The sequence below is a fragment of the Marinobacterium sp. MBR-111 genome (assembly GCF_040547585.1).
Taxonomy (GTDB): domain Bacteria; phylum Pseudomonadota; class Gammaproteobacteria; order Pseudomonadales; family Balneatricaceae; genus Marinobacterium; species Marinobacterium iners.
On sequence record NZ_JBEPQA010000011.1, the window covers coordinates 35,963 to 60,516 of the forward strand.

Annotated in this window: 17 protein-coding genes and 1 pseudogene; 11 read left to right on the forward strand and 7 right to left on the reverse strand. The window is 50.3% G+C overall.

Going from position 1 to position 24,554, the window contains the following annotated elements:
- Positions 1 to 51: 51 nt before the first annotated feature.
- From dnaA to gyrB, 4 genes are read left to right on the forward strand one after another with little or no spacing between them, the layout of a single operon-like run.
- The gene (gene dnaA, locus ABIE61_RS09605; RefSeq protein ID WP_354408868.1) at positions 52 to 1,656 is read left to right on the forward strand and encodes a chromosomal replication initiator protein DnaA; all 1,605 of its coding nucleotides are present in this window, start codon (positions 52 to 54) and stop codon (positions 1,654 to 1,656) included.
- 29 nt (positions 1,657 to 1,685) lie between these two features.
- On the forward strand, positions 1,686 to 2,789 hold the full coding sequence (gene dnaN / locus ABIE61_RS09610) for a DNA polymerase III subunit beta (protein WP_354408871.1): 1,104 nt from the start codon (positions 1,686 to 1,688) through the stop codon (positions 2,787 to 2,789).
- A 41-nt stretch (positions 2,790 to 2,830) separates the two neighbouring features.
- Positions 2,831 to 3,940 (forward strand): DNA replication/repair protein RecF, encoded by a 1,110-nt coding sequence (gene recF / locus ABIE61_RS09615; protein ID WP_354408874.1) that lies wholly within the window; start codon positions 2,831 to 2,833, stop codon positions 3,938 to 3,940.
- On the forward strand, positions 3,937 to 6,357 hold the full coding sequence (gyrB, locus tag ABIE61_RS09620) for a DNA topoisomerase (ATP-hydrolyzing) subunit B (RefSeq protein ID WP_354408877.1): 2,421 nt from the start codon (positions 3,937 to 3,939) through the stop codon (positions 6,355 to 6,357). The genes recF and gyrB overlap by 4 nt, the downstream gene beginning before the upstream one ends.
- A 100-nt stretch (positions 6,358 to 6,457) precedes the next feature.
- On the opposite strand, the gene ABIE61_RS09625 is transcribed toward gyrB, so the two are convergent.
- Genes ABIE61_RS09625 through ABIE61_RS09640 form a run of 4 tightly spaced genes read right to left on the reverse strand, consistent with a single transcriptional unit; the run spans position 6,458 to position 11,216 of the window.
- Positions 6,458 to 7,522: an N-6 DNA methylase gene (locus ABIE61_RS09625; protein ID WP_354408880.1), complete on the reverse strand. Its 1,065-nt coding sequence runs from the start codon at positions 7,520 to 7,522 to the stop codon at positions 6,458 to 6,460.
- Positions 7,523 to 7,526: 4 nt separating this feature from the next.
- Entirely contained in the window at positions 7,527 to 8,462 is a 936-nt protein-coding gene (locus tag ABIE61_RS09630; protein WP_354408883.1) for a hypothetical protein, read from the reverse strand.
- Positions 8,459 to 10,345, reverse strand: a complete 1,887-nt coding sequence (locus tag ABIE61_RS09635) for an ORC-CDC6 family AAA ATPase (RefSeq protein ID WP_354408886.1) — start codon at positions 10,343 to 10,345, stop codon at positions 8,459 to 8,461. The genes ABIE61_RS09630 and ABIE61_RS09635 overlap by 4 nt, the downstream gene beginning before the upstream one ends.
- Positions 10,332 to 11,216 carry a phosphoribosyltransferase-like protein gene (locus tag ABIE61_RS09640; protein ID WP_354408888.1) on the reverse strand — a complete coding sequence of 295 codons (885 nt, stop codon included), beginning with the start codon at positions 11,214 to 11,216 and terminating at the stop codon, positions 10,332 to 10,334. Before ABIE61_RS09640 ends, ABIE61_RS09635 begins: the two co-directional genes overlap by 14 nt.
- Positions 11,217 to 11,404: 188 nt before the next feature.
- Between ABIE61_RS09640 and ABIE61_RS09645 the strand changes: the two genes are divergently transcribed.
- From ABIE61_RS09645 to ABIE61_RS09675, 7 genes and pseudogenes are all read left to right on the forward strand, one after another.
- Positions 11,405 to 11,788, forward strand: coding sequence for a helix-turn-helix domain-containing protein (locus tag ABIE61_RS09645; protein WP_354408891.1), 384 nt, complete (start codon positions 11,405 to 11,407; stop codon positions 11,786 to 11,788).
- A gap of 164 nt (positions 11,789 to 11,952) precedes the next feature.
- Complete coding sequence (locus ABIE61_RS09650) at positions 11,953 to 12,702, forward strand: TnsA endonuclease N-terminal domain-containing protein (protein ID WP_354408893.1); 750 nt, start codon at positions 11,953 to 11,955, stop codon at positions 12,700 to 12,702.
- Entirely contained in the window at positions 12,656 to 14,614 is a 1,959-nt protein-coding gene (locus ABIE61_RS09655; RefSeq protein ID WP_354408894.1) for a TnsB C-terminal domain-containing protein, read from the forward strand. The genes ABIE61_RS09650 and ABIE61_RS09655 overlap by 47 nt, the downstream gene beginning before the upstream one ends.
- Positions 14,607 to 15,587 (forward strand): TniB family NTP-binding protein, encoded by a 981-nt coding sequence (locus ABIE61_RS09660; protein WP_354408896.1) that lies wholly within the window; start codon positions 14,607 to 14,609, stop codon positions 15,585 to 15,587. The genes ABIE61_RS09655 and ABIE61_RS09660 overlap by 8 nt, the downstream gene beginning before the upstream one ends.
- Entirely contained in the window at positions 15,578 to 16,507 is a 930-nt protein-coding gene (locus ABIE61_RS09665) for a TniQ family protein (RefSeq protein WP_354408899.1), read from the forward strand. Before ABIE61_RS09660 ends, ABIE61_RS09665 begins: the two co-directional genes overlap by 10 nt.
- A gap of 13 nt (positions 16,508 to 16,520) precedes the next feature.
- Positions 16,521 to 16,883: pseudogene (locus ABIE61_RS09670) on the forward strand (TniQ family protein); the annotation flags it as partial.
- A 216-nt stretch (positions 16,884 to 17,099) separates the two neighbouring features.
- Positions 17,100 to 18,362: a hypothetical protein gene (locus ABIE61_RS09675; protein WP_354409019.1), complete on the forward strand. Its 1,263-nt coding sequence runs from the start codon at positions 17,100 to 17,102 to the stop codon at positions 18,360 to 18,362.
- Here ABIE61_RS09675 and ABIE61_RS09680 read toward each other — a convergent pair.
- The 3 genes from ABIE61_RS09680 to glyQ all read right to left on the reverse strand — a co-directional run bounded on the left by ABIE61_RS09680 (position 18,300) and on the right by glyQ (position 24,484).
- Positions 18,300 to 19,226 (reverse strand): DUF6216 family protein, encoded by a 927-nt coding sequence (locus ABIE61_RS09680; protein ID WP_354408902.1) that lies wholly within the window; start codon positions 19,224 to 19,226, stop codon positions 18,300 to 18,302. The two genes, ABIE61_RS09675 and ABIE61_RS09680, sit on opposite strands and share 63 nt — an antisense overlap.
- 2,244 nt (positions 19,227 to 21,470) lie before the next feature.
- The gene (glyS, locus tag ABIE61_RS09685; protein ID WP_354408905.1) at positions 21,471 to 23,519 is read right to left on the reverse strand and encodes a glycine--tRNA ligase subunit beta; all 2,049 of its coding nucleotides are present in this window, start codon (positions 23,517 to 23,519) and stop codon (positions 21,471 to 21,473) included.
- Positions 23,519 to 24,484: a glycine--tRNA ligase subunit alpha gene (gene glyQ / locus ABIE61_RS09690; protein ID WP_091827515.1), complete on the reverse strand. Its 966-nt coding sequence runs from the start codon at positions 24,482 to 24,484 to the stop codon at positions 23,519 to 23,521. Before glyQ ends, glyS begins: the two co-directional genes overlap by 1 nt.
- Positions 24,485 to 24,554 lie beyond the last annotated feature (70 nt).

Genomic DNA, 24,554 nt, shown 5'->3' on the forward strand with positions numbered 1-24,554 from the left:
ATTTTTGTGATCCCCCGGGACTCTAAGGCCTGAGCGGTTGGGAGTAAACGGATGTCGGTAGAGCTTTGGGAACAGTGCCTGAGAAGTCTCCAGCAGGAGTTCCCTGCCCAACAATTCAATACCTGGATCAGGCCCTTGCGGGCTCAGGATGATGCTTCGCAGGAGCTTTTGCTGCTGGCGCCGAACCGTTTCGTGCGTGACTGGGTTGCGGACAAGTTTCTGGCCCGCATTCAGCAGGCGGTTTCGGAAGTCACCGGTGACATGAGCACCGAGGTGCGTCTGGATGTCTCCGGGCAGAGTGCAGCGATGGCGGCTACACCCCGGCATCGTACCGCCCCGACCCGAAGCCGTCGTCAGTCTGCGCAAGCTGCTCAGACTGTTCAGCGTGCGCCCTCTCCTCCCGCTGCTCCAGTTGCGTCACAGCACCAGCCCGTTGCGGTTGCTGCGCCTGCCGCAGCGCCCGTGCAGACGACATCCCCGGATGTTATGGCCGACGATCAGGCAGGCGCTGACGAATGGAGCGATGAGCCCACTCCCCAGATGGGCTTTTTCGATCAGCAGGAACCGGTCGATTCGGGCCTTGTTATGAACTCAATGGGTGGGCGTCGCGTTGAAGTTGAAGGCAGCGTGCGTCATCAGTCCAACCTTAATCCGATGTTCACTTTCGAATCGTTTGTGCAGGGTAAGTCCAACCAGTTGGCCCTGGCGGCTGCACAACAGGTTGCAGACAATCCGGGTGGTTCCTACAACCCGCTGTTTATATATGGTGGCGTTGGTTTGGGTAAAACCCACTTGATGCATGCGGTCGGGACCGAAATGCTCAAGCGCAACCCGAATGCGCGTATTGTCTATCTTCACTCCGAGCGCTTTGTTGCTGACATGGTCAAGGCACTGCAGCTGAACGCAATCAATGACTTCAAGCGGTACTACCGGTCCGTTGATGCCCTGCTGATCGATGATATTCAGTTCTTTGCCGGCAAAGAGCGTTCCCAAGAAGAGTTCTTCCATACCTTCAATGCCCTTCTTGAGGGTGGTCAGCAGATGATTCTGACCAGCGACCGCTATCCGAAGGAAATTCACGGCGTTGAAGAACGGCTCAAGTCACGATTCGGCTGGGGGCTGACCGTTGCAATCGAACCACCGGAGCTTGAGACCCGTGTGGCCATCCTGATGAAGAAGGCGCAGGAAGCGCGGGTCAATTTGCCTGACGATGCTGCTTTCTTCCTGGCACAGAAAATTCGCTCCAATGTGCGTGAGCTCGAAGGTGCTTTGAAACGAGTGATAGCAAATGCTCACTTCACGGGCAGCACCATCAATACTCCCTTTATCAAGGAATCACTCAAAGACCTGCTGGCGTTACAGGACAAACAGGTTAGTATTGATAATATTCAGCGGGTTGTGGCCGACTACTACAAGATCAAGGTGGCTGATTTGCTCTCCAAGCGTCGCAGCCGCTCAGTGGCGCGGCCACGCCAGATGGCGATGAGTTTGGCGAAAGAACTGACCAACCATAGTTTGCCCGAAATCGGTAACGCCTTCGGTGGTCGCGACCACACGACGGTGTTGCATGCATGTCGTAAAATCAAAGAGTTGCGTGAAACCGATACCGATATTGCCGAAGACTACAAAAATCTGCTGCGTCATCTGACGGCGTAGTACAGGATCCTGACAGGGTAGCCAGAATCATGAGACTTGTTATATCCAGAGAAGCGCTCATTAAACCACTGCAGCTGGTGGCGGGAGTTGTGGAACGCCGTCAGACGCTGCCGGTATTGTCCAATATTCTGTTGGCGGCCGAAGGCGATCAGCTTTCACTGACCGGCACCGACCTAGAGGTCGAGCTGGTGGGCCGTGTGCAGCTGGATGAGCCTGCAGAAGCCGGTTCCGTTACCGTGCCGGCACGCAAGCTGATGGATATCTGTAAATCGCTGTCTGATGACGCACGTATCGAGTTCGAGCTCAGCGGCCAGAAGATGATGATCAAGTCTGGGCGGAGCCGATTCAGCTTGTCGACGCTGCCGGCGCAGGAATTCCCTAACGTTGAAGACAGCCCTGAGACGTTTGAGCTTAAGTTGCCGCAGTCCTCGCTGCGCCGCCTGATCGATCAGACCGGTTTTTCCATGGCGCAGCAGGATGTGCGTTACTACCTTAATGGGATGCTGCTGGAGGTCAAGGAAGGCGAGCTGCGCAGTGTTGCCACCGATGGCCACCGGCTGGCCACCTCGGTATGTCCGGTTGAGACCGACAGCAGCTCTCAGCAGCAGATCATTGTGCCGCGCAAGGGTATTCTTGAACTGGCACGCCTGCTTCAAGGCGGTGACGAAAGTGTGCGCTTGGTGATCGGGGCCAACCATATCCGTGCCAATGTTGGTGACTTTACCTTTACCTCTAAACTGGTTGACGGCAAGTTTCCGGACTATCAGCGCGTCATTCCGCGCAATGGCGACAAGGAGCTGCTGGGAGACCGCCAGGAGCTGCGTCAGGTTTTTAGTCGCATCGCCATTCTGTCGAATGAAAAGTACCGCGGCGTTCGCCTGACCTTGACTGATGGTTACTTGCAGGTCATGGCCAATAACCCGGAACAGGAAGAAGCGGAAGAAACCGTGGCCGTCGACTATCAGAGTGGACAGCTTGAGATCGGCTTCAACGTCAACTACTTGCTTGATGTACTGTCGATCCTTAACTCCGATGTTGTGCGTTTCACTCTGCTGGACTCCAACAGCAGCGCGCTGATTCGCGGCTACGACGAACCCAATGCGCTCTACGTCGTCATGCCGATGCGCATGTGACCGTTTTCGGGGGCCTTTCGGCCCCCTGTCTGTATCTCCCGATGCCCCTCAAACAGCTCCGTATCCAGCACATCCGTAACCTGACCAATGTTACTGCAGATCGGCTCAGCCGAATCAATATTCTGTATGGTGATAATGGCAGTGGCAAAACCAGTGTGCTTGAAGCGATTCACTTTCTGGGCCTGACCCGTTCCTTTCGCGGCAACCAGTTTCGTCATCTGGTGCAGGAGGGAGAAACGCGTGCACTTGTGTTTGCCCAAACCGATTCGCTGGGTACCGGACAGGTGAAGCCCCTGGGTGTCGAGCGCAGCCTGGATGCCGACGTGCGTGTGCGTTATGCCGGTGAAAGCCTTGATGCCGCGGCTCTTGCCGAGCTTCTGCCGATACAGGTGATCAACAGTGATACCTTCGATTTGCTTGATGGCAGTCCGGGTATTCGGCGACAGTTTCTTGATTGGGGTACCTTTCATTTCGATCCTGCCTTTATCCGCTTGTGGCGTGGTTTCAGGCGTATCCTCAAGCAGCGAAATTCACTGCTGAAGTGTGGTAAAATCGATCCTCGCGTGAGGCAAACCTGGGATGCTGAATTCGTTCACTATGCAGAGCAGATGACGGCTCTTCGGCAGCTCTATATTGAGCAGCTCAGGCCCGGGTTTGAGCAGGCCCTGAGCGCACTGTTACAGGGTGTCGAGGTACGCCTGCTGTTTAGTCCCGGCTGGGATCGCAAGCGGGGCCTCGAAGCCCTTCTGACTGAAAATCTTGAGCGCGATCTGCGTCAGGGCTTTACCTCGTTGGGGCCGCAGCGTGCTGACCTGCGCTTCAAGACAGGCAGTCTGAATGCAGCTGATCGGCTGTCACGCGGACAGAAAAAACTGGTGGTCAGTGCGTTTAGGCTGGCCCAGGGTGCGTTGTTTCATCGCCTCAACAACCGTGCCTGTATTTACTTGATCGATGACCTGCCGGCCGAGCTCGATGAGCGTCACTGCCGGCAGTTCTGCGAATTTTTAGAGGCGAGTGCCAATCAGTGCTTTATCACCTGTGTGGATCCGGACCTATTGAGTCGGGTCTGGCAGCCTGAGACTGATGTTGCACTGTTCAGGGTGGAATCCGGTACGTTAACGCACAGGGGTGCGCCAGGAGATCAAACATGAGTGGTGAAAACCAGAATTATGACTCGTCCAGTATCAAGGTCCTGAAGGGGCTTGATGCGGTCAGAAAGCGACCGGGCATGTACATAGGCGATACCGATGATGGCAGCGGCCTTCATCACATGGTATTCGAGCTGGTCGACAATGGCATTGACGAGGCGCTTGCCGGTCACTGCTCCGAGATTGCCGTAATCATCCACCCGGATGAGAGCGTTACCGTGTCTGACAACGGCCGTGGCATCCCTACTGATATTCACAAGGAAGAAGGTGTATCGGCGGCTGAGGTGATCATGACGGTGCTGCACGCCGGTGGCAAGTTCGACGACAACACCTACAAGGTATCAGGTGGTCTTCACGGTGTGGGCGTATCTGTTGTGAATGCGCTTTCTTCGGAGCTTAAGCTGACCATTCGGCGTGCGGGGCAGGTACACGAGCAGATCTATCATCACGGTGTACCCGAAGTGCCCTTGCGTGTGGTGGGTGAAACAGACCTGACCGGCACGATTGTACGCTTCAAGCCGTCTGAAGAGACGTTCACCAACATCAGCTTCCAGTATGACATCCTGGCCAAGCGCCTGCGTGAATTGTCCTTCCTTAACTCAGGCGTTCGTATTCGCCTGAAGGATGAGCGCAGCGGCCGTGAAGAAGTGTTTGAATATGAAGGTGGCCTTGCGGCATTTGTTGAGTTTCTCAACCAGAACAAATCACCGATCAATAAGATCTTTCATTTCAACACCATGCATGAAAATGGCGTAGGTGTTGAAGTGGCGATGCAATGGAACGACGGCTTCCAGGAAGGCCTGCACTGCTTTGCCAATAACATCCCGCAGCGTGATGGCGGTACCCACCTGTCGGGCTTCCGTGCGGCACTGACCCGCTGCCTCAACAGCTACATTGAGTCTGAGCAGCTGAACAAGAATGGCAAGGTCAGCACCAGTGGTGATGACAGCCGTGAAGGTCTGGTGGCGATTATTTCGGTCAAGGTTCCCGATCCCAAGTTCTCGTCACAGACCAAGGACAAACTGGTTTCTTCCGAAGTGAAAACGGCGGTTGAACAGTTGATGGCTTCTGAACTGAATGCCTATCTGCTGGAAAACCCGCAGGATGCTAAGGCTGTTGTTCAGAAGATGATCGATGCTGCGCGTGCGCGTGAAGCGGCCCGCAAGGCGCGTGAAATGACTCGCCGTAAAGGTGCGCTGGATGTGGCGGGCTTGCCAGGCAAGCTGGCTGACTGTCAGGAAAAGGACCCGGCCCTTTCTGAACTGTACCTGGTGGAGGGTGATTCCGCAGGAGGCTCTGCCAAGCAGGGGCGTGATCGCCGCACGCAGGCAATCCTGCCGCTCAAGGGCAAGATCCTTAACGTCGAGAAGGCGCGTTTTGACAAGATGCTCACCTCTGCCGAGGTTGGCACGCTGATTACGGCACTGGGCTGTGGTATCGGACGTGAAGAGTTCAATGCCGACAAGCTGCGTTATCACAGCATCATTATCATGACGGATGCGGACGTGGATGGCTCGCATATCCGTACCCTGCTGCTCACCTTCTTCTTCCGCCAGATGCCCGAATTGATTGAGCGCGGTCATATTTATATTGCCCAGCCGCCGCTCTACAAAATCAAGAAAGGCAAGCAGGAGCAATACCTCAAGGATGACGAAGCGCTTGATAACTACTTGCTCCAGGGTGCTCTTGACGGTACCAGCCTGTTCCCGGGTGAAGGCTCTCCTGCCATCTCTGGTCAGGCTTTGGAGTCGATGATTACCCGTTATCGTCAGGTCGAGCGCATGTGCGAGCGATTGAGTCGCGTCTATCCGTATGAGGTATTGAAGCGACTGCTGTACTTGCCGACTCTGACACTTGAGCAGTTGTCATCATCCGAGCAGGTACAACAATGGTCGGAGCAGCTCTGTGAAGCCCTGTCTACTTACGTAGATGGTGGTGAACGCTATGAGTGCACCCTGAAGCTGGATCGTGAGCACAGCCTCTACCTTCCGGTCATCAAGATCATTCAGCACGGGGTTGATTCCGACTATACACTTGATTCGGAGTTTTTCCGTTCTCGTGACTACCAGTCCATCGTATCACTCGGTCATGAACTGCAGTCACTGTTCGAAGATGGCGCCTACCTTCAGCGTGGCGAACGTCGCTTCCCGCTCAATGAACTGGGGGCCGGTATCCAGTGGCTGCTGGAGCAGTCGCGCAGAGGCAACTCTGTTCAGCGTTATAAGGGTCTTGGCGAGATGAACCCGGATCAGCTCTGGGAAACCACGATGGACCCGAATGCACGCCGCATGCTGCAGGTGACTATTGATGACGCCATTGCTGCCGATCAGTTGTTTACTACTCTGATGGGTGATGAAGTAGAACCGCGCCGTAACTTCATTGAAGCCAACGCGTTGAACGTAGCCAATCTGGACGTTTGATTCTTCGATGTCGGATCTCATCTAACGTGATCTGACGTCTCATATACGTGCTCTCCCGTCTCATTTAAGTGAGATGGGAGAGCACGTATTCGATAACTTCCTATGTTGTCGTAATCCCAATTGAATTTAAAAATGGAATCATTCTAGAGATCGTAGTGTACCTGGCTCCTGTGCCACGGTATAAATGTAGAAAGCCTTCCCATTTTGATTTAATTCTTTTTTCTACTTCTAAAGCATCAGAATAGTTTTCAAATACTAAAGATAGTACACAGTCAGAGAGCTGTGTTTTATCCTTGATTTCAATGGGAATAATATTTTCTATCTTTGGAAAACCAACCCTTGGAAAAAGTATCACATAGCCTTTTATTAAATTATCACCAAGTGGCTTTACTTTAATAAGGCTACTTAAACTATCCGGATATATTAAATTTTTGAGGTCGGTAGAGTGAATATATGGCGTGCCGTTATCATCAACCTGTTTTTTATATACAGGAAGATTTCCTCTTATAAACTTAGATCTAATTATTTCTTTTTGGATGGGGCTGTAATTATTAAGTAATGTGGAGGCTCCAGATAATATTTCAATGGCGACAGAATGCACTCTGGCACCTCTAAAGGTTGTACATTCGAGCTCAAGAATTTCTTTCATTTGATACTTATCAGCTAGTATTTTTCTAGCTGAAGAGTCTGTTTCAGAATAAAGTAAAGATTCTGGAACAATTATTATAGCGCCATTTTGAGGCTTAAAAATCTCAAAGCTTTTTATTATATGGGCCATCGCTATACTGGTTCTTAGTTTTGATCCAGCGTAGTCAATCTCAATATATTTTTTTCCACAATGACTAAAAGGTGGATTTAAAACCAATAGGTCACATGTTCTAGAACTGTTAAATGCTAAGGTTTTTATGTAGCTATTCTTATTTAAAAGATTAGCGGTTGAAAGAATCCAGTCAGGGTTTTCTTTGCGTAACTTTGCGATGGCCCGTTTGTCTTGATCAAGGCCAATACACCTTGCTGTGCCAAAATGTCGTGTGGCAGCACTCAACAAATTGCCAGATCCACAGGTTGAGTCCACACAAGAGTCAGCTCTGCTAAACGAGCTTTTGTCTAAAATTATGTCAGCTACATTTGACGGTGTGTAGTAACGATCAAGTTCAATATTCATTGTGCTATGAGAAGTTATAAATATGTATAAGTCCTATTCCATCTGACCTTTCCTTTTTATGAATTGGAAAGTCGTACATGATTTCAGTCGTATCTGGGTTAAGTATGGAATACCAGATAGCGCCGATAGCATGAGGCTTAGTTCCTACTGGTGCAATATACATGTAATAATCAGGGAAGTCTTTATGAATTGACTGTAATGCTTCGAAAGCTTCATAAGGACAGCTAGCCCTCGCAAACCTCAACTCAGAGAATGCTCTATATTCTTCTAACAAGTTTCTGTTACATGATACCGTGAACGCTGGGAATTCTATCTTAAATCCAGGAACACCAATAATAGGTACTACTTTAGGCTCTGGGTCTAATTGTAGAACGAGTCGTTCAGGGCGATTCCCTTCAAATCCTAAAAGGGCCACATATAGACATTTTGAGTCATCTTCAGGCCCTGATAGCTTTGCGAAACCTGGCAGAGGAGCTAGTCCGCCATATTCAATACTAAGGTCAAAAAGAGTTTCTGAAGCGGGGCTAGGATGTAATCTATAGGATTCAGCTTCAGTATATAGAACTCTAAATGAAAAATTATTTTCTAATAGGCATTTTAATATTGGAGCCCAGACATTATGAGGAAGGCCTGAAACGTCAATTAAAATTTTATTACGAGCGAGTATGTTTAATAATTTTTCTGTATCAGTTAATAAAACCTCAATTGAATTATTGTTATTAAAATGAAACGCTATTTTCTCTTGGTTTAGCTTCTCTATCTCAATTATATTTTGAGATTTTTTTTTCTTTAAATCATCCCATAAAGGGATGATTCCACGATTGTCTGTAGGGATCTTTGCAATTAAAACTGTTTCATCTTCGAGTAAATCATCGATTTTCAAGTCGTAAAATCTACGCGTTCTTGTATCGGGCTTAGGAAAGATATCTATATTATTCATTTTCCAGCCTCGTTATAGAATGCGGAAAAGAAAGCAAGCTGTTCTGGTAAATCTTCTATGTCCGCTTGCTCCTCCCCTTCAAGAAGAGATGCGATTGCTTTGGCTGGCTTGTTATCAAGAATTCCTAATAAGTCTTTAGAATTAAAAGTAATTCTCCTTTTCTTTCGGTGAGATATTTCAAAGAAGGCGCTAAAAATTCTGTGTAGACGGAACTCATCATCTTTCAATTCGAGGTTTGTAGTAGCTTTTGTCCTTGGAGTGACTTCGAAAGCTAGATGACCAACACCTTCGTTTAATAATTCGGTGATGCTAGAAATATCCTTACTTTCTCCACTAACGATAAATGAAGTTGTTTCTGGTGTTCTACCTAAGGGAGAGCGGGCATATTCGAAGAATACTTTACCAATACCTAAAACTAGCCGCTTCAGCTGGACTCCTCGATCAGCAAGACCTTCAAGTTGGTCTAGTCTTCTCTTACCAACATCTCTAGCTGCAAGCGTTTGTGATTTAGGAGATAACCGAAATTCAGACGAAGGTAATTTATAATTTATTTCTTCAAGCTGATAGTTGATTGCATTATCGATGAGTTCAAGGAAATAACGTATATTTCCTGCAGGCAAGCTTATAAATACTTTGTCTCCACAATAATATTTTTTTATTCTTGCACCTTTGTTACCATGCGAAAGCCAGAATAAACTTGCATAACCATGATTGCTAATTCTGGTTTTCCAAGAAACTTCGTTATCAACCCAATCATGTGCTAAGTCGAGAATATCTGCATTTTCTTTTTCTTTCCAGTACTGAAGAAAATAAGTTTCGCTATGAGGCTTATGCTTGAAGGTTTCAAACAATTCTGAGTTTTTTTCCCGAAGTTCTGATAGAACTACCTTCGATACTCTTTCTGCACCGAGTAGTAACGCTTCATCTTTGAAACTAAGGTTTTCTAAAAAATCACTAAGATTGGTAGGTATATTAATACCATTTAACTTAGCAGATTCTAATCGCTTTTCAGCAACGGCTCTAGCAAAGTACTCGAACCCCTCTTCTGCAATTTCTATTTCTGAATAATCATCCGGTGTTCTTAACATATCTGAAGAATCGGATGTGTTTCGATTTCTTAAGCCGTTTTTTCTGACACCCAGTTTATAAGATAAAGGAGGCTCGGCGTGCTTTATGTATGTATTTATTACACCCTGTTGGTAATCAAGTAAGTTTTCATATTCGTCTACACAACAAAAAATAATTTTATTGGGAGCTAATCCAGAATTTCGGAGAGCTTCAGCAAAAACTCGAAGAGGAGATTCCGCAATTGATAGTGTGATTTCCTGAAGCTTACTGGGATTATTAACACATACTTGAAGCTTAGAAATTTCGCGCTGTAGTCTTACTTTAAGTTCTTCTGACTTAATTATTTTTTCTGATATGTCAAACTCTACTAGGATTTGATCTATAAATTCTGACTGTAATGTCTGACCTGTTATTTCCTCAAGCCATATTGTCATCTTTGTCAGTTCTAGACATGCTAATAGGTTAAAATAGTGGGCAAATATTTTCGACCATAAATTTATATCAATGCCACCATTCGAAAAAGCGCGCACTCTATTCTTATTCATTCTTAAATGAATACCTAAGTACTCCAAATCTCCAAAACCTAGTCCGGAGGAGCTTAGTCGTTCTAAGCTAGAGTCGTACTTAAGTGATTGTAGAGCAGTTGTTTTACCAGTGCCTCTACCACCCACCAGTATGCAGGGGCGCATACTTACGAGTTTTTGTAGGTACGTTGGCTCTACGAATATCTCTTTGAATTTCTCGCTTGGCCACTCAGCTCTGTTTTCATTGAAAAGAAGCTGTAAAGCGCTAGCGTCGTTTTTATGTTCTTTCAATTAACGGCTCCCAATTATTACCTGGTGACCAAAATATTGGTAATGTGGCATCGGGGATGGAGTGATCAAAACCTAGCATTAAACCTCTCATCTTATATCCGTATCTTAAATACGGAGGATGGCACATATAATGATCTTTAGGTGTTAGGCGAGGAGAATACTTCTCTAGTAGGTTTTTGACTTTTTGACTTGTTGAGTCATTTTTGTCCAAAATATGACTAATAGTAGATTCTTTATATAAAATATGTGGACAGCATACAGATACTTGGGGAGCATTTTTTTTTATTTCATTTAAACCATAGTCAGTAGAAACTAAAGTTATATATATGGCTTCGAAATAATTTTTTTCGATTAACGACTTTAAAGAGTGGCCGTTATAGGTACGCTTCCAAGATTCTAAAAACTGATCTCCGGAACCTATAAAATCATCGAGAAGTATTACGGTATCGCCTTTAGCTGCATGTTCAACCGACTCATCGAGATTTTTTATTCTTTCTTCCGGGATTCGGAGTATTTGGCGCGCTTTTCTGCAAAATAGGTAGCCGGAGTCAGTTGGATTAGGTTTCTCTCCAGAGATGGGTACTAATATTGCCGATTCGAGAGCATCTATAAGGTTCCCTCCAGAGCTGGAAGGTTTTTTGGGAAGCCCATCCCCTATCGATTGGTAAGAGGCCTTTAAAAGGCGTTCCGTTAAATCATTGTTGTAAAAAGTAAATTTGCTTAATAAATAAGCAGCAGTACTCTTGTCCTCATCATCGAAATTATCCAGCCAAGCACGTGGCCGCATTCTTGATTCGTTAGGCCAGAGGCTTGCTTTCTTCAGGACTTCGCACTTTTCCAGTGCTTCTCTGATAAGAATGTCTGAGCGCATTTCAATCCTTTGCAGTGCTTTGTCTTCTATTGGGCACAGGATACACAATACAACAAATCATCAAAATACCTATTTTTGACAATCGATATCTATCATATTGATATCAAAAGGATTTATTTTTTAATCGCCGTTGACGATGTAGTGACGGTATCTATAATCAGAACAATAAATGCTCCATATCAGAACTAATGCTCATGACGCCGTTTGGTACCTACCTCGAGAGTCTCAGACGTAGCCGTAGGCTACAACAGAAGCAGATTGCCGACCTGATGGGGATCAACCCTTGCTACGTCAGCACCCTGGAACACGGTCGCAAAGGGCCGCCGTCAACAGCTGTACTCAAGCGACTAATCAATAATCTAAACTTGTCTCGGGAGGAGCAAGAGCGACTTTGGCACTCCGTAGAACTTTCCGAGATGACGTTCCGTTTGCCGGAAGGCATGTCGCAGGACGAGTTTGAGATGGTCCACGATCTGAAGCGCCATCTGGGAACGCTGAGCGGAGATCAGGTGCTGATCATACGGAAGGTGTTGGGACTAGGTTCTGGCTCACAGGAGGGTATCGCTATGTAGATATAACGGGACGCACCGGGTGGATTGTCCCGCCATGGCGCAAGTAAGAGTACTTACGACGTCGGAAATCTAAGTATCCTTGCTTGCTCCCTGCCCGTCAATCGACCCGCCTAGACATTAAACCAGTCATTTAACTTCGTTACTCGCAAGAGTAAGGGGTACACATGTCTTCAAAAAGCACTGTTGTGCCTCTCGGCACACGGCAGGAAGCACAGCTACGCCTGAAATCCGGGCCGCTGCGCAAAGAAATGCGGGCTCGGGAGCCTGTTCGACCGACAACCGGAAGAGTTGTCGGTTTCTACCCATCCACCAAGAACAACCGGCTTGTGGCCTGGGAATCTCAGCTTGAGCAGAAGGCCTGCGCCCTCTTCGAGTTCTCGCCGGATGTTGTCGGTTACCGAGAGCAGCCTATTTCGGTCTACTTTGAGTGCGACGGCCAGATGCGCCGGTACACGCCTGATTTCGAACTTCACTTCCAGGATGGCAGATCGATCTATCTGGAGGTTAAACCCTTCGCCAAACTCGAAGACGCTGATATCAAGCGGCGGCTTCAGCAGATAGCCAGATTCTGGGAGCTGAATGGTCGGCAATTTGGTGTTATCACCGATGTAGAGCTTTACCACCCCACCTTGCAGCTCAATCTGAAGCTGCTTAGAGCGCATCAACGGATTCAGGTATCAGATGAGGTTCGTCAGCGCGTAGTCCATTGGATCGCTACTGCAGGCTCCGCCACTTTCGAGCAGTTAGCAGCGCTACTGAACTCGCCACCACTGGTCTATGCGCTGCTTGCCCAGAGAGCGCTACACGTCGATCTTTTCACACCTTTTTCATCTACCACAACACTGCATTTACCGGAGGGTATCGGACATGAAAGTCGTCTCTTTTCATACCGGACTGCACCTGACTTTGAATAGTGTGCCCTACCGAATCGACAGGATTCTGGTCGAAGGCGACTGTTACCTGGAGCGTTTGTGTGACGGGGCAATACTTCGCAAAAGCAAGCCGGAATTGGTGGGGCTGTTATCGTCCGGGGAGCTGGTTCTGCAAGGTTTAAGTGCGGACAACAGCAGAGAGAGTGCTCCCACTGTATCTCGGACGAGCAGAACTCGGGCAGATCTCCTTCGACTATCGGGCGTCGAGCGTAAGGAAGTATTGAAGAAGCACGAGTACATCAAAGCGGCTATTCAACACTGTGGCGATAAGCCGACCGCTAAAGGTTTGAACGCGGCCATAGCGGAAGCCAGCAAGTCTATAGACGATACCGCCCCACCGCATCCAAAGACTGTCTATCGGTGGTGGAAGACATGGCTCGACTCTGGACAGGATCTAATGTCGGTGGCGCCAAAGGTCCAAAAGTCGTCACCGCGAAGAACATTTTCCAAAGAGGTGATGAGTGAGCTACACAGCCTCGTCGAGCGTTTATGGTTTACTAGGGAAAGGCTACCAGTAAAAGCGGTTTATGACGCTTTCTGCCATCGTATGAACGAGCTTAATGGACTGAGGCTAAAACCGCTGACATTTCCAAGCCGCGCCCAGTTCTACCGAATCGTAGATCAGATCGATAAATACGATGCGATGGCCGCCAGAGAGGGAAAGCGTGTCGCCGATAAGCATTTTCGGGCAACCGGCGCCGGTGCAGTGACGCACCACATCCTAGAGCGGGTGGAAGTCGATCATACCCCTCTGGATGTGATTGTTATTAACGAGCGGACAGGCCTGGCGGATGGCCGCCCTACTTTGACCCTCCTGCTCTGCCGCCACTCGCGGATGGTCCTGGGCTTTTCCATCGGGTTTGAGCCACCCTCTGAACTTTCGGTGATGAGGGCCTTACGTCACGCGATTCTGTCCAAAGCCTACGTCAAAGAGCAGTACCCGGATATTCACCATGAATGGCCAGCGTACGGGATTCCCCACACGCTGATCTGCGATAACGGCCTGGAGTTTCATTCCCATCAGCTGCGGCGCGTCTGCGCGGAGCTCAATATTGAGCTTCAGTTCTGCCCCAAACAGCAACCCCACTACAAAGGGGCCGTGGAACGCTTTCTGGGCACGTTAAACCGTGCGGTCTGCCACCGTATTCCCGGCACTACATTCTCCAACATCGCGCATCGTGGTGACTACAACTCTGCCGACATGGCACGCATAACTCTGGCTGATCTGAAATCGCTTATCCATGAGTGGATCATCGATATCTACCACCAAGAGGTGCACAGAACCACGCATCGAATGCCTTCAGCCATGTGGAGGGCTGGACTCGGTATGGTGGAGCCAATGTTGCCTGAGAGCCTGATACAGCTGAACTTGATCCTCACCAAGGAAACGACCCGCCGACTTTCCCACCAGGGCGTGCAGGTTCATCACCTGTTCTATAACTCGGCGGAACTTGGGCTTTTGCGCATACGCTCGACAGAGCGATATGACGTGTCAGTGCGTTACGACCCGGAGGATATGGGTGCGGTATGGGTCTACGACGAGCTACAGGGTGATTACATCCATGTGCCCTGTACCAACCCGGAGTACGCGGAAGGCCTGACGCTTCGTCAACACGATCAGATCCTGAAGGACACTAAGCAGCGCGGACTGGATGAACAGGACGAGGAGGAGCTGCTGGAGAGCAAGGCCAGGTTCCAGCAGAAGATCGAGGATCTGAGCCGCAACAAGCTCATTCGCGAGCGCAAGAAAGCCGCCAGGGACGCCATGCCTGTTCCGCCTTCCTGGAGCTCAAACCCGGCACTGGAACGCCCCAAGGAGCTTGATACGACCGCTGAGTCACTATTTGAGCCCCTGAACTTCAAGGTGGTGACGAGGGGGCAAGGCGATGACTGACAACCTAAACATCCATCAGAAAATCGCTGAACTACGCAAAGTCGTGATCTTCCATCCTCAATGCCAGGTGGCTTTCGACGCTATTCGGGATGCCTACCAGATGAGTGCTCAGGTCGGGCTTCCTCAGCATCTGTTGTGCGTTGGCCAGTCCGGTACTGGCAAGTCGACGCTAAAGTCACTGATATTCGATGAGTATCCCCCCGAACCACTGTCAGACCGCGAGTTACTGCCGGTGCTCTGTGTGGATACACCGTCACAGCCAACCATACGCAATATGGCTGAAGCGATGCTGGTCCAGCTCGGGGAGCCCTGTTTTATGCGCGGTTCCGCCATCGACAAGACAAACCGGATTCTCAACCTGATCAAGGAGAAACAGGTACGCCTGATCATCGTGGATGAGCTTCAGCACTTCATCGACCGGGGGCGCCGCAGAGCGCCTTTGGAGGTCTCTGATTGGTTGAAGACGTTGATAGACCAGTCCCAGGTTTCGACGGTGCTAATGGGCCTTCCGCGCTGTGAACAGATTCTCCAGGTAAACGAACAACTAAGGCGGCGCTATGGTCGGCGTCTGGAGTTGAATCCGTTCTCCATCGAATCGCCCCATGAACAGTCGATCTTTGCCGGTGTGATTACTCACTTCGATCAAAAGCTTGGCTTAAAAAGGCCCTTGCAGCTGGATGGCGACCTGCTGAGACGTTTCCATTTCGCCACTAACGGCATTATCGATTATGTCGTTCGCCTGATGACGGGCAGCTACGCCTGGGCCACTCAGCACTCCGTGCCGGCCATCGATCGCTCCGTACTTGGGAGGGCGTTTGTCGATTGGGTGTGGCACGAAGGCAAGGACGCTCTGAATCCATTCCATGATGGGTTCCGCTGGAAACGGCTCGATAGCCCCGGAATGCCATTCAATCTGTTTGAGCCTGCTTCTGCTGTGCGGGCTTCCAAGACAGGAGGAGAATCATGGAGTTGATCAAACCACCACTACATCCAGATCGCTTCCCGGACGAACTGCCTTACGGCTATTTGAAGCGTCTGGCGGAACTGAATCAGTACGAAAGCCCAGCCTGGTTATTCAGGAACCTGTCGTCTCGAAGCTCGCTTCAAACTCCCGTGCTCTCCGTTGCTGAGCTATCAGCCGCTGATTGGGCAGGTAATCAGCCAACAACCAGTGCCGTTGGTGCGAATACCCAGCACCTCAGATATTGCCCGCTCTGCATCGGGGAGAGCGGCTATTGGCGTAGCGTTTGGCAAAACTGGGTGTCCTGCGCCTGCACCAAGCATCAAATTTGGCTGGTTGATCGGTGCCCAAGCTGTTATTCCCGACTTCCATTGGCATCAACGAACCTATCGCACTGTGCCTGTGGTGCTCGGTTAGCAGACGCGCCCGTGGAGGTCATCGATAGCCCCGTCGAGCAGATGCAGCTGTTTCTGGATGAAGGGAGTGTGCCGGAAGGGTATTCCATATTCCCCAGGGAACACGGTCTGGAGTACTCGGCTCGGACCGCGCTGATTAGCTTGTTGTGTAACTGGTTGGACTACCCGAAGCTCACCGTGCATAACTTCAATCGCGAGCTTAAGCAGTGCGGCACTGCGCGGGTTCATTTGGTGAATGCCGCCGAGCTGCTGTTTCGACCAGGTGGTCTGGAGACCTTTCTATTCCGTTTGTCTCAGCGAGATAGTCCCGAATATTACACCTCACTCATACTGAAGCTTGTTCTGCGGCTAAATATCGACTTTCCACAGCCGTGCTTCGACACTCTGAAACACCAGGCTCTCAACTACTGGGTGAATCTGAGAAAGGCCTTAGACCAGGAACACGGCCGGTCATCCGATATCGCCGACCTATGGGAGTACGCCGAGTGGCAGGTGTTGCCGCATGACCCGAAGTAAGGGCCAGGAGGGTATGCGGGCGCCAATCAGAAGTCACGACTGTGCGCTGGTATACCCTCCGATCCATCCTGCCAGCTGCCCAGACGAGTCACCGATAGGCTATTTGGTTCGCCTGGTAGAGCTGAATCGCTATGGCTCTACCCGCTGGATGTGCGCAGTGGGGCAACTACCGAGACTATCGGAGCTGCATTTGTACCAGGACCTGCTCGCAGGTGCGAGTTGGACTGGTTGGGGGACAGAAACGTCATCGATCTCGGCGGCGGTTTGTTTGATCGATCAGAGCCACCGCCTGGGTCGCTTACGTTATTGCCCGGCCTGTATCAGGGAAACGCAACGCTGGAAGGCTGCGTGGCATCTGAAAGCGTCAGTGGCATGTGCCGAACATGGAGGTTGGCTTAGAGATACCTGTCCGGCCTGTGACAGCCCACTGCCGTTCAAGTCTCGGAGTACCAAGCTGTGTAAGTGTGGCGCTGATCTATCTGAATCAGCCCTGTACCTGGCACCTGATGCGGTAAGGCGGCAGCAAGAATGGTTGGAGCGAGGCTCTGTGTCAGGGTCTTTGATAGCCGCAGGGCACAACCTGGATCTCCAAATGCGATCAGAGCTCATTCTGTTGTTTGCTCGTTTTGTCAGTCGCGATGGCATAGGCAAAACCGGCATCAATACGCGGGTACTTCAAATGAATACGGCTGCCGACGTGATGACCCAAGTAGCAGATGCACTGTTTGGTGGGTCCGAGGGCTTTACCAGGTTCCTCGACACGTCGTTATCGGTGGACGCCTCTGAGCAGGGAGAGCGGCGGCTGAATCGCTTCTATAAAGCGTTCTACAGGGCTTTTGATGATGGCTGCTTCGATCCCTACAAGCACCTGCTGGAGCAGTATCTCAATCAACACTGGCCAAAGGCGTTGAGCCGCCGGAACTCACTATTCGGTGATCGAACCATTCAGTCGCATCCCTGGCTGGCACTACAAACAGCCTGCCGAGATTTTACGATCCCTAAATCCCACATGAGACGCGCTGTCGAGGGCGATGAAGTGCGCAGCATGACGGTACAAGGCCCAAAGCGAGAATCGGTACTGGTGTGGAAGCCTGACGTGGTGAGGCTCAAGGAGCGGTTGGCAGACTCGCTGACAGCTAAGGATTCGGCCGACTATCTTGGCGTTACCAAGAAGCAGTTCGGGCAGCTACGCCAGTGTGGATATTTCACACACCAGAGAGCTCCAGGGTCTGCCTCCAGGGGAGTTTGGGCATTCTCAAAGGAGGAGCTGTCCAGATTTCTGGAGTCGCTTGTTCACAGCAGCTCAATACCTCCCGAGGCTATGACCCTGAGCCAAGCTCTGAGACGGTTTCGGGCCGGGGTGAAAGAGCCGTTGGTGATAATCATCGAGGCGATCAGAGAGGGTGCGTTGAGCGCATACGCACCGAGCCAGGAACCAACAATCCGGGAATTGGCTTTCGATGGTCAGCAGTTCGAGGATTGGTATCGGGATCAATCATCAGGTTCGGAACTCTTTTCGATAACCGAAGCTGCGAAGCGTATGGGGATTCATCAGGAGTTTGCTTACCAGCTCGCCAATACAGGTCTTCTTGAAACATACTCCAGCAACCATTCGTCGGGGCAGCTGGTCAGCCAGCACTCGATAGACAAGTTCCGCTCGGAGTATGTGTTGCTGCGTGATCTGGCCCGAGAAGCCGGTAGGAGTTCAGCCAGTGTGATGAGCGACTTGGCTTCTCGGGGGATTCGGCCGGTTGATGCTGTTTGGGATCAGCAGCTGCGGCAGAAGGTATATCTAACTAGCAACCTCAGAAGTTTCTTGCGAGGGCTCTGTATTTCGAGCGTTGGAGCTGGATGATTGTTCGTTAGCCTCTGTTTTAATTCGCTTCTTCTCGACGAGATATACGGTGGTTCCAATGACTGAAAGTCGCCTAAATACCCCTGCGAAGGAGATTAATACCCAGTAAGCTAACGGGAGAGCCGGTGCTAAAAATAGGGTTTGACCCTCTATGACCCCATTAATGTACTCATCATCGGTAGCGTTGGTGAATGAGTCGCAAATGCTGGTAATAGTCTTGGCTTTCAATCCGGTCGCGGAGGCGACAGATTCAGCGTCGAACGTTTCCTTTCCGCAGTTTTGCTTGGTGAGTCGCCAATCCTTGCTTCGGTCTCGGATAGGATTGTAGGTCACGCTGTAAGCTTGATCGTGACCCAGCCAAAGCCATCTAGTTTCATCATTGAATTTGATTAGCGCAGCATTTTTGAGCGCTGCATCTGTAAAAATCACTGTCGGGGCTACGAGAGTCACGCCGAGAAGGAAAAGTATAAAAACCTGCGTTCTCGTAGCTTCTCTAATCTCCAACTTCTCGACATCGAACCAACTCTTTAGTCGTGCGAATCTTTTATGGTCGAGGTCGTATTCGTCAAACCAATTGATTAGTCTGTGAGCATCCTGCAGTGATTTGGCTTTGAAGTTAAAAACAGCATTGAATCGTTCGAGATCCTTATGTTTCTTCCAGTAATCTTCAAGAGTGCCGTCGTGGTAGTCAGAACGACCAGCAAGTAATGTGTACAACCGGCTGACAAAGCCATAAGACGTTCCCGCTCGGTAGTGAAAATAACATAGAAGGATTAGGACGATGACTATTGGGATCGCGGTATTTAGCAGCGATCCCAACCATCCAGGGATATCAATGACCGACTCGAAAGTTGACGCATCCATGACGTTAATTCCTTTTGCATTAGACGATTTCGAATCGCATAGACTACCGTGGAGCAAGCCTCAGCGGAATCGCTACTGAACGAAGGAGCTATGGAGGTTTAGAGATGAGTTATCAGCGCCTAACAGAGCAAGAGATAGAAGACCTCAGGAATGAGATGAAGCAGGCAGGCCAATGGATGAAAGAGGAGCTCAAGCGCCGGAGGCAGAGTAAAGATTCAGATCTTCAGGAACCGAGCTCGCCAGCCGCGGATCCGAAACCTCAGCGGGAAAAGCCATAACCTCCTTGGAGTTGGTCAAGTCACTAGGCGTGTTCATAACTGGCTGAAACTTAAGGCGTTTCATGAGTTATGAGATTTCGTGAGATTCATTGCAAAATCGATGAGATTTTTCGTGCGCACGAAGGCCGATAAGTGGCTGTTTTTATTGAGTGGTGATTCTCAGAGGAAATGAGATCCGACATTCGATTTTGTTTTTATCATGTCACAAAAAAAGCAGCCATTGGCTGCTTTTTTTGTGACATAAAAACCAAAAAACGCTGAGCTTCCGTTAATCAGTGTGCCCCGATTCAGTTGCTGTTACTCTGGCTTTGCGATCCTTATTGGATAGATTAAGTTTGAAATCTACGGTGAACATCTAGATATTTAGCCTAGCTGCTACACCAACATCATAATGTTCATCATCAGTGCCCTTCGTATTCGAGCTTGAATAACGCACCATGTTGATCTTACGAAATGTGAGGCATTGTTTATGTTTCACGTGAAACATTGGTTTCGCATCTTAAGCGTGGCTTGTTAGGGAGATTGGCTTTTGTTATGTGACCTGGTCACTATCTATGGACTAAAATTCCAAAGTGGTGATGGAGTTCCAAAGCCTCAATTATTTCACAGCGCGCTAATCTAACTCTGGAATGTGACACCCTTCTATGCAGCCTGAGGGTGTTCTTTGAACACTATTTTGGGGTAGTGGTCTTGTGTTCGACGAACTCGCTGCTGTTGTCCGCGTGATTGTATGCGCATGGTCGGCTAGAGTATGTGCATATCGATGACTGTATCGAGAGCATTTGTAGCCCCCTATTCGTCAATCCTGCGGATCAGGCACAGGCGGCTGTTGCACTTACGTCAGCGTTCCCAACGCACCGCTACCATGCCTTCCCATGACGGTTTCGACCTCCCGGTTGCTAAAGAGCTCCCACGTGTTCACGATTGCCGGAAGATCATCGATCGAGAATTATTCTTCGTCCAGATTCACTCAAAACTAAGGCAGCTTTCGGTCTGTTCCCATGCTTGAAAAGCACTAGACCCAGGCGCTTCCAAGACGGAACACCGCTTCCCGCTGCAACTCATCCTTGCTCAGAGATTCATTGTCATCAAATACGAGACACAGTCAGACCGGGTATCACATCGCTACCCACTGCAGCGAAGAGGTCCCCCATACTGCATAGGTAGATAATGCCACTTCTGTATCGTGCTTTAACCGTCAGTACAAGCGATTGTTCAGGGTGTGCCAGAGTCTCGCAGTTACGGGTCATCTCCCATGCACGGAAAGTTCAGGCTTGACGCATCAATGCAGGCAGCGCATGGTCGACTTTACCTGGACCGGCTAGACGATGATGGTTGGCGGCCTTATCGGTATTGCCAGCTGACACGCTGTAAGTGATACGTAGGGATCACGTGGGCATCCTATTCAGCTCGCAGCATCAGAAGTATGTTGTCAATGTCGAATCTGTGCAGAGATTAGTCATTGACCGGCAGACCAGCCTGTGAAAGCTTTAATAACACCAATGAAAATCATTGATACAACTACCAAAAGTATTTACTGGCTACTGGATCATTGTTGTGTGGGTCTGGGAGCTTCTGTAGTTTTTTTTGCAGCAATAATGGAACGTCAAAAGGATCTTAACTTAATTCCGTCAAGTAAAATAAATGCATAGCTTTAGGATACAACCTACAACTGGCTAGCGACTGTCTATGTTCTGGTACCAGGTATTTGAAATAATGTTGCAGCTCAGCAAGCGCAAACGTTAAGTGGAGTGCGGGTAATATCCGGTCGTCTGTGTGACAGCGCAAAGAAAGATTTGGCAGGTTTTTATAGAGAAGCGAGCCATTTGTACATGTTTTGCCAGGCAGCTGTATAAACTCTAATCGGGGCAGCTTTAGTTTCGGCGCTTACATGTTCCACGTGAAACATTAAGTGCGAAGCAAAAAAAAACCCCGCGATGCGGGGTTTCTTGATTATGCCTAAAGTTTATCCAAGCAGTGATATGTCGGCCACGCCAAGGAATAGTCGGCGCAGACGAGCCAGCAAGGCAAGGCGATTAAGTTTGAGCGCTTCATCATCCGCCATCACCATTACCTGATCAAAGAAGTTATCGACACTCTGGCGCAGCTGAGCCAGGCGCTCAAGTGCGTTTCGGTATTCACCACGTTCAAACAGTGGTGTGATTTCGCGCTCAATCGCATCAAGCTGCTCACAAAGCTCACGTTCAGCTTGTTCATGCAGCAGTGAAGGGTTTGTGTCAGTAGAGATGTCACCGCCCTGCTTTGTCAGGATATTGCTGACTCGCTTGTTGGCAGAGGCCAGTGTTGCCGCTTCCGGCAGGTTGCGGAAGTGGTTAACGGCATCAATGCGGCGATCAAAGTCCAGTGGGCTGGTGGGACGAAGTGCATGTACTGAAAGGAACGTTTCAGCACTGATGCCGCGGTCATCGTACCAGGCACGGAAGCGATCGAGCATGAAATCAAGCACCCGATCCGCTAGGCCTTCAGCAGCGGGCAGATCTTGGTGCTGAGCAACAGCGATGCTGAGCAGTTCGTGCAGATCCATATCGAGTTTATGCTCAACAATGATACGCAGAACACCGAGGGCGGCACGCCGCAGGGCGAAAGGATCCTTTGAGCCGGTAGGCGGCTGGTTAATGCCAAACAAACCGGTCAGCGTGTCCAGGCGGTCAGCGATGGCGAGTGCAATGCCTGTGCGAGTCGAAGGCAGGCTGTCACCGGCGAAACGGGGCATGTACTGCTCGTCCAGTGCCTGAGCGACCTCTTCGGCTTCGCCATCATGCAGTGCATAGTGATAGCCCATCAGGCCCTGCAGTTCAGTGAATTCAAACACCATGTCTGTCATCAGGTCGCACTTGCTCAAAGAGGCAGCGCGCTGAGCATACTGGCTGTCGCCACCAATCAGATTGGCAATGGCGGCTGCGAGTCCTTCGATGCGTTGGGTTTTCTCATAAATGGTGCCGAGTTGCTGCTGGAAAACAACACTCTTGAGCTTTTCGATGCGGGCCTCAAGAGGCTGCTTCTTGTCGGTATCAAAGAAGAATGCGGCATCTGCAAGGCGCGGGCGAATAACTTTCTCGTTACCCTCTATAACCTGCTGCGGGTCTTTGGATTCGATGTTGGCCAGTGTGATGAAGTAAGGCATCAGTTTGCCTTCGGCATCAAGCGCGTGGAAGTACTTCTGATTTTCCTTCATGGAGGAGATCAGAGCTTCGGCTGGAACGTCAAGGAAGCGCTCTTCAAAACGACCGGTCAAGGCAACGGGCCACTCGTTCAGCGCTGTCACTTCATCCAGAAGATCCTCATCAATCTGGGTTGTACCGCCGATGCGCGCGCCTTCGCGAATAACCTGTTCGCGGATTATTTCACGGCGGGCAGCGAAGTCAGCAATGACCTTGCCGGTATCCAGCAGCGTCTGCTGGTAGTCGGCCGGCACCATGATCTCGATCTCATGGTTATAGTGGAAGCGGTGGCCGCGGGTTTTACGTCCAGCCTTGAGGCCGAGTACTTCGGCATCAACAACCTCATCACCCAACAGCATGATAAGCCATTTGACCGGGCGTACAAATTCGGTGCGGGAAGAGCCCCAGCGCATGCGTTTGGGGATGGGCAGTTTGTGCAGGGATTCACTGATGATCTCAGGCAGCAGAGCAGCGGTGCTCTGCCCTTTCTCCACGCCGCGATAGACGTAGTAGCTGCCTTTGGGTGTCTCCATCACTTCGAGTTGGTCGGTGCTGACGCCGCAGGAGCCTGCAAAACCCTGCACGGCCTTCTCGGGTGCCTGAGTGGCCGGGCCGCGCTTTTCAATGCTGCGGTCGGGCTGCTGTGGCTGGATGTTGCTGATCAGAACGGCCAGGCGGCGTGGTGACGCAAAAGGTGTTGCGGTCGTATAGGTGATGCCGGCTGCATCAAGGCCTGAAGTGATGCCGCTAAGGAACGCATCAGAAAGAGTTTTCAGCGCCTTGGGTGGCAGCTCTTCGGTGCCCAGTTCAACCAGGAAATCATGCTGAGACATTATTTATCCTCCTCGCAGGCAGACAGGACTTCTGCCCGGATCGCTTCAGGGGCCAGCGGGAAACCAAGTGCGCGGCGCTTCTCGAAATAGGCACTGGCGACATCACGGGCCAGCGTACGGACACGCAGAATATAACGCTGGCGCTCGGTAACGGAGATGGCGTGACGAGCATCGAGCAGGTTGAATGTATGTGAGGCCTTCAGCACCATCTCATAGGCTGGCAGCGGCAGGTCGGCAGCCAGCAATTTCTGGCATTCGGATTCGTAGTGGTCAAAGTTGCGGAACAGCGCCGGTACATCAGCATGTTCAAAGTTGTAAGCCGACATCTCCACTTCGTTCTGATGGAATACATCACCATAACTGACGGTGCTGCCATCCGGGTAGCGTGCCCAGACCAGGTCATAGATGCTGTCTACGTCCTGCAGGTACATGGCAATGCGCTCAAGCCCGTAGGTGATTTCACCGGTGACCGGATAGCATTCAAGGCCGCCGGCCTGTTGGAAGTACGTGAACTGTGTTACTTCCATACCATTGAGCCATACTTCCCAGCCCAGGCCCCACGCACCAAGCGTTGGTGATTCCCAGTTGTCTTCGACAAAGCGCACATCATGGATCGACAGATCGATCCCTAGTCGCTCAAGTGAACCGAGATACAGTTCCTGAATGTTGTCGGGAGAGGGTTTGAGCACAGTCTGGAACTGGTAGTAGTGTTGCAGGCGGTTGGGGTTTTCACCATAACGGCCATCAGTTGGACGGCGGCTTGGCTGTACGTAGGCAGAACGCCAGGTCTCGGGGCCGATGGCGCGCAGGAACGTACAGGGGTGGAAAGTACCGGCGCCCACCTCCAGGTCCAGTGGCTGCACGATGACACAGCCCTGTTCGGCCCAGTATTGTTGCAGGGCCAGGATCAGTCCCTGGAATGTGCTAACGTCTGGAGTCACCTTGTCAGTCACGGAAATCACCATTGTTGTTGGATGTGGTCGAAATTAGAGCCGAATTATACATGATCTGCAGGTTTTATGACCTGTTGCACGG

Bases quoted from the DNA above. Each gene is read 5' to 3' on its own strand.
- dnaA (WP_354408868.1), top strand. From the start codon at position 52: ATGTCGGTAGAGCTTTGGGAACAGTGCCTGAGAAGTCTCCAGCAGGAG.
- dnaN (WP_354408871.1), top strand. From the start codon at position 1,686: ATGAGACTTGTTATATCCAGAGAAGCGCTCATTAAACCACTGCAGCTG.
- recF (WP_354408874.1), top strand. From the start codon at position 2,831: ATGCCCCTCAAACAGCTCCGTATCCAGCACATCCGTAACCTGACCAAT.
- gyrB (WP_354408877.1), top strand. From the start codon at position 3,937: ATGAGTGGTGAAAACCAGAATTATGACTCGTCCAGTATCAAGGTCCTG.
- ABIE61_RS09625 (WP_354408880.1), bottom strand. From the start codon at position 7,522: ATGAATATTGAACTTGATCGTTACTACACACCGTCAAATGTAGCTGAC.
- ABIE61_RS09630 (WP_354408883.1), bottom strand. From the start codon at position 8,462: ATGAATAATATAGATATCTTTCCTAAGCCCGATACAAGAACGCGTAGA.
- ABIE61_RS09640 (WP_354408888.1), bottom strand. From the start codon at position 11,216: ATGCGCTCAGACATTCTTATCAGAGAAGCACTGGAAAAGTGCGAAGTC.
- ABIE61_RS09645 (WP_354408891.1), top strand. From the start codon at position 11,405: ATGCTCATGACGCCGTTTGGTACCTACCTCGAGAGTCTCAGACGTAGC.
- ABIE61_RS09650 (WP_354408893.1), top strand. From the start codon at position 11,953: ATGTCTTCAAAAAGCACTGTTGTGCCTCTCGGCACACGGCAGGAAGCA.
- ABIE61_RS09655 (WP_354408894.1), top strand. From the start codon at position 12,656: ATGAAAGTCGTCTCTTTTCATACCGGACTGCACCTGACTTTGAATAGT.
- ABIE61_RS09660 (WP_354408896.1), top strand. From the start codon at position 14,607: ATGACTGACAACCTAAACATCCATCAGAAAATCGCTGAACTACGCAAA.
- ABIE61_RS09665 (WP_354408899.1), top strand. From the start codon at position 15,578: ATGGAGTTGATCAAACCACCACTACATCCAGATCGCTTCCCGGACGAA.
- ABIE61_RS09675 (WP_354409019.1), top strand. From the start codon at position 17,100: ATGCGATCAGAGCTCATTCTGTTGTTTGCTCGTTTTGTCAGTCGCGAT.
- ABIE61_RS09680 (WP_354408902.1), bottom strand. From the start codon at position 19,226: ATGGATGCGTCAACTTTCGAGTCGGTCATTGATATCCCTGGATGGTTG.
- glyS (WP_354408905.1), bottom strand. From the start codon at position 23,519: ATGTCTCAGCATGATTTCCTGGTTGAACTGGGCACCGAAGAGCTGCCA.
- glyQ (WP_091827515.1), bottom strand. From the start codon at position 24,484: ATGGTGATTTCCGTGACTGACAAGGTGACTCCAGACGTTAGCACATTC.